This window comes from Streptomyces sp. RPT161 (assembly GCF_027533845.1).
Lineage (GTDB): Bacteria > Actinomycetota > Actinomycetes > Streptomycetales > Streptomycetaceae > Streptantibioticus_A > Streptantibioticus_A silvisoli_A.
Genome location: NZ_JAPZVN010000052.1, coordinates 1 through 5,151 on the forward strand (window position 1 = coordinate 1; position 5,151 = coordinate 5,151).

Here is a 5,151-nt window from a genome sequence, read left to right on the forward strand (position 1 = left end):
GCTTAGCTTCCGGGTTCGGAATGTAACCGGGCGTTTCCCTAACGCTATGACCACCGAAACACTATGAAACACATCAAACCGACCGGCACAACCGGCATGATTCGTTGTTTCAGAACTACACAGTGGACGCGAGCAACTGAGGACAAGCCCTCGGCCTATTAGTACCAGTCAACTCCACCGGTTACCCGGCTTCCATATCTGGCCTATCAACCCAGTCGTCTACTGGGAGCCTTACCCCATCAAGTGGGTGGGAGTCCTCATCTCGAAGCAGGCTTCCCGCTTAGATGCTTTCAGCGGTTATCCCTCCCGAACGTAGCCAACCAGCCATGCTCTTGGCAGAACAACTGGCACACCAGAGGTCCGTCCGTCCCGGTCCTCTCGTACTAGGGACAGCCCTTCTCAAGACTCCTACGCGCACAGCGGATAGGGACCGAACTGTCTCACGACGTTCTAAACCCAGCTCGCGTACCGCTTTAATGGGCGAACAGCCCAACCCTTGGGACCGACTCCAGCCCCAGGATGCGACGAGCCGACATCGAGGTGCCAAACCATCCCGTCGATATGGACTCTTGGGGAAGATCAGCCTGTTATCCCCGGGGTACCTTTTATCCGTTGAGCGACGGCGCTTCCACAAGCCACCGCCGGATCACTAGTCCCAGCTTTCGCTCCTGCTCGACCCGTCAGTCTCACAGTCAAGCTCCCTTGTGCACTTACACTCAACACCTGATTGCCAACCAGGCTGAGGGAACCTTTGGGCGCCTCCGTTACCCTTTAGGAGGCAACCGCCCCAGTTAAACTACCCATCAGACACTGTCCCTGATCCGGATCACGGACCCAGGTTAGACATCCAGCACGACCAGAGTGGTATTTCAACAACGACTCCACCACGGCTGGCGCCATAGCTTCACAGTCTCCCACCTATCCTACACAAGCCGAACCGAACACCAATATCAAACTGTAGTAAAGGTCCCGGGGTCTTTCCGTCCTGCTGCGCGAAACGAGCATCTTTACTCGTAATGCAATTTCACCGGGCCTATGGTTGAGACAGTCGAGAAGTCGTTACGCCATTCGTGCAGGTCGGAACTTACCCGACAAGGAATTTCGCTACCTTAGGATGGTTATAGTTACCACCGCCGTTTACTGGCGCTTAAGTTCTCAGCTTCGCCCCACCGAAATGGAGCTAACCGGTCCCCTTAACGTTCCAGCACCGGGCAGGCGTCAGTCCGTATACATCGCCTTACGGCTTCGCACGGACCTGTGTTTTTAGTAAACAGTCGCTTCTCGCTGGTCTCTGCGGCCACCCCCAGCTCAGAGAGAAAATCTCATCACCAGGAATGGCCCCCCTTCTCCCGAAGTTACGGGGGCATTTTGCCGAGTTCCTTAACCATAGTTCACCCGAACGCCTCGGTATTCTCTACCAGACCACCTGAGTCGGTTTAGGGTACGGGCCGCAACAGCACTCACTAGAGGCTTTTCTCGACAGCATAGGATCATCCACTTCACCACAATCGGCTCGGCATCAGGTCTCAGACATCAACAGGACGGATTTACCTACCCTGCGTCCTACACCCTTACCCCGGGACAACCACCGCCCGGGCTGGACTACCTTCCTGCGTCACCCCATCGCTCACCTACTACCACGTTGGATCAGCGGCTCCACTCACACCAGGATTGTCCGAAGACGCACCCAACGGCTTCACGGCCTTAGCATTCGAGGGTTCAGCGTTGGCGCACTATCACGGGTACCGGAATATCAACCGGTTGTCCATCGACTACGCCTGTCGGCCTCGCCTTAGGTCCCGACTTACCCTGGGCAGATCAGCTTGACCCAGGAACCCTTAGTCAATCGGCGCAAGAGTTTCCCACTCTTGTATCGCTACTCATGCCTGCATTCTCACTCGTGAACCGTCCACAACTACCTTCCGGCGCTGCTTCACCCGGCACACGACGCTCCCCTACCCACCCACACCTTCGTTAGAAGTACTTGTGTGAGTGACACGACTTCGGCGGTATACTTGAGCCCCGCTACATTGTCGGCGCGGAATCACTTGACCAGTGAGCTATTACGCACTCTTTCAAGGGTGGCTGCTTCTAAGCCAACCTCCTGGTTGTCTCTGCGACTCCACATCCTTTCCCACTTAGCATACGCTTAGGGGCCTTAGTCGATGCTCTGGGCTGTTTCCCTCTCGACCATGGAGCTTATCCCCCACAGTCTCACTGCCGCGCTCTCACTTACCGGCATTCGGAGTTTGGCTAAGGTCAGTAACCCGGTAGGGCCCATCGCCTATCCAGTGCTCTACCTCCGGCAAGAAACACACGACGCTGCACCTAAATGCATTTCGGGGAGAACCAGCTATCACGGAGTTTGATTGGCCTTTCACCCCTAACCACAGGTCATCCCCCAGGTTTTCAACCCTGGTGGGTTCGGTCCTCCACGAAGTCTTACCTCCGCTTCAACCTGCCCATGGCTAGATCACTCCGCTTCGGGTCTTGAGCGTGCGACTCAACCGCCCTCTTCGGACTCGCTTTCGCTACGGCTACCCCACACGGGTTAACCTCGCCACACACCGCAAACTCGCAGGCTCATTCTTCAAAAGGCACGCAGTCACGACGATGAGTGCAAGCACTCACCGCGACGCTCCCACGGCTTGTAGGCACACGGTTTCAGGTACTATTTCACTCCGCTCCCGCGGTACTTTTCACCATTCCCTCACGGTACTATCCGCTATCGGTCACCAGGGAATATTTAGGCTTAACGGGTGGTCCCGCCAGATTCACACGGGATTTCTCGGGCCCCGTGCTACTTGGGTGACTTCCAAGAGAGCCGCTGACATTTCAACTACGGGGGTCTTACCCTCTACGCCGGGCCTTTCGCATGCCCTTCGTCTACATCAACGGTTTCTGACTCTCCCAACAGCCGGCAGACTGCTGAAGAAAGCTCCCACAACCCCACATGCGCAACCCCTGCCGGGTATCACACGCATACGGTTTAGCCTCATCCAGTTTCGCTCGCCACTACTCCCGGAATCACGGTTGTTTTCTCTTCCTGCGGGTACTGAGATGTTTCACTTCCCCGCGTTCCCTCCACATACCCTATGTGTTCAGGTACGGGTGACAGCCCATGACGACTGCCGGGTTTCCCCATTCGGACACCCCCGGATCACAGCTCGGTTGACAGCTCCCCGGGGCCTATCGCGGCCTCCCACGTCCTTCATCGGTTCCTGGTGCCAAGGCATCCACCGTGCGCCCTTAAAAACTTGGCCACAGATGCTCGCGTCCACTATGCAGTTCTCAAACAACGACCCATCCCCCACATCACCTGAGCACAACACCCAAGCTCCACGAGGCCGGTCACCACTGAGAGACACTCACGTTCCCTCAGGACCCAACAGCGTGCCCGACACCACCGACTCCGACCCACGTTCCACGCCCCCGAAAGAGCAGTACTAGCAGCCATCACCGGCCATGCCGAGTAGTCAACGTTCCACCCATGAGCAAACCACCGCAGGACACTCGCCTGCGTAGTGGCTCTGGACCGTACGAGACGATCTAGAAGCTCCTTAGAAAGGAGGTGATCCAGCCGCACCTTCCGGTACGGCTACCTTGTTACGACTTCGTCCCAATCGCCAGTCCCACCTTCGACGATTCCCTCCCACAAGGGGTTGGGCCACCGGCTTCGGGTGTTACCGACTTTCGTGACGTGACGGGCGGTGTGTACAAGGCCCGGGAACGTATTCACCGCAGCACTGCTGATCTGCGATTACTAGAGACTCCGACTTCATGGGGTCGAGTTGCAGACCCCAATCCGAACTGAGACCGGCTTTTTGAGATTCGCTCCACCTCACGGCATCGCAACTCATTGTACCGGCCATTGTAGCACGTGTGCAGCCCAAGACATAAGGGGCATGATGACTTGACGTCGTCCCCACCTTCCTCCGAGTTGACCCCGGCAGTCTCCCGTGAGTCCCCATCACCCCGAAGGGCATGCTGGCAACACAGGACAAGGGTTGCGCTCGTTGCGGGACTTAACCCAACATCTCACGACACGAGCTGACGACAGCCATGCACCACCTGTACACCGACCACAAGGGGGCACCCATCTCTGGATGTTTCCGGTGTATGTCAAGCCTTGGTAAGGTTCTTCGCGTTGCGTCGAATTAAGCCACATGCTCCGCCTCTTGTGCGGGCCCCCGTCAATTCCTTTGAGTTTTAGCCTTGCGGCCGTACTCCCCAGGCGGGGAACTTAATGCGTTAGCTGCGGCACGGACAACGTGGAATGTCGCCCACACCTAGTTCCCAACGTTTACGGCGTGGACTACCAGGGTATCTAATCCTGTTCGCTCCCCACGCTTTCGCTCCTCAGCGTCAGTATCGGCCCAGAGATCCGCCTTCGCCACCGGTGTTCCTCCTGATATCTGCGCATTTCACCGCTACACCAGGAATTCCGATCTCCCCTACCGAACTCTAGCCTGCCCGTATCGAATGCAGACCCGGGGTTAAGCCCCGGGCTTTCACATCCGACGCGACAAGCCGCCTACGAGCTCTTTACGCCCAATAATTCCGGACAACGCTCGCACCCTACGTATTACCGCGGCTGCTGGCACGTAGTTAGCCGGTGCTTCTTCTGCAGGTACCGTCACTTGCGCTTCTTCCCTGCTGAAAGAGGTTTACAACCCGAAGGCCGTCATCCCTCACGCGGCGTCGCTGCATCAGGCTTTCGCCCATTGTGCAATATTCCCCACTGCTGCCTCCCGTAGGAGTCTGGGCCGTGTCTCAGTCCCAGTGTGGCCGGTCGCCCTCTCAGGCCGGCTACCCGTCGTCGCCTTGGTAGGCCATCACCCCACCAACAAGCTGATAGGCCGCGGGCTCATCCTGCACCGCCGGAGCTTTCCACCCGAAAGCATGCGCTCCCAGGTAATATCCGGTATTAGACCCCGTTTCCAGGGCTTGTCCCAGAGTGCAGGGCAGATTGCCCACGTGTTACTCACCCGTTCGCCACTAATCCACCCCGAAGGGCTTCATCGTTCGACTTGCATGTGTTAAGCACGCCGCCAGCGTTCGTCCTGAGCCAGGATCAAACTCTCCGTGAATGCTTCCGGGCTATCCCGGTCAACACTCGCGTTGAGCGGCACCACCAGGAGGAATAATCCC

General features: G+C 57.4%; 3 rRNA genes. All 3 read right to left on the reverse strand.

From position 1 onward, the window contains the following. A 5S ribosomal RNA gene (rrf, locus tag O5O46_RS34770) occupies nt 1-58 on the reverse strand; the annotation flags it as partial. Between the two features lie 80 nt (nt 59-138). Further along, nucleotides 139-3,263 (reverse strand): 23S ribosomal RNA (locus tag O5O46_RS34775). A 301-nt stretch (nt 3,264-3,564) separates the two neighbouring features. Beyond that, nucleotides 3,565-5,090 (reverse strand): 16S ribosomal RNA (locus O5O46_RS34780). Between the last annotated feature and the right edge of the window lie 61 nt (nt 5,091-5,151).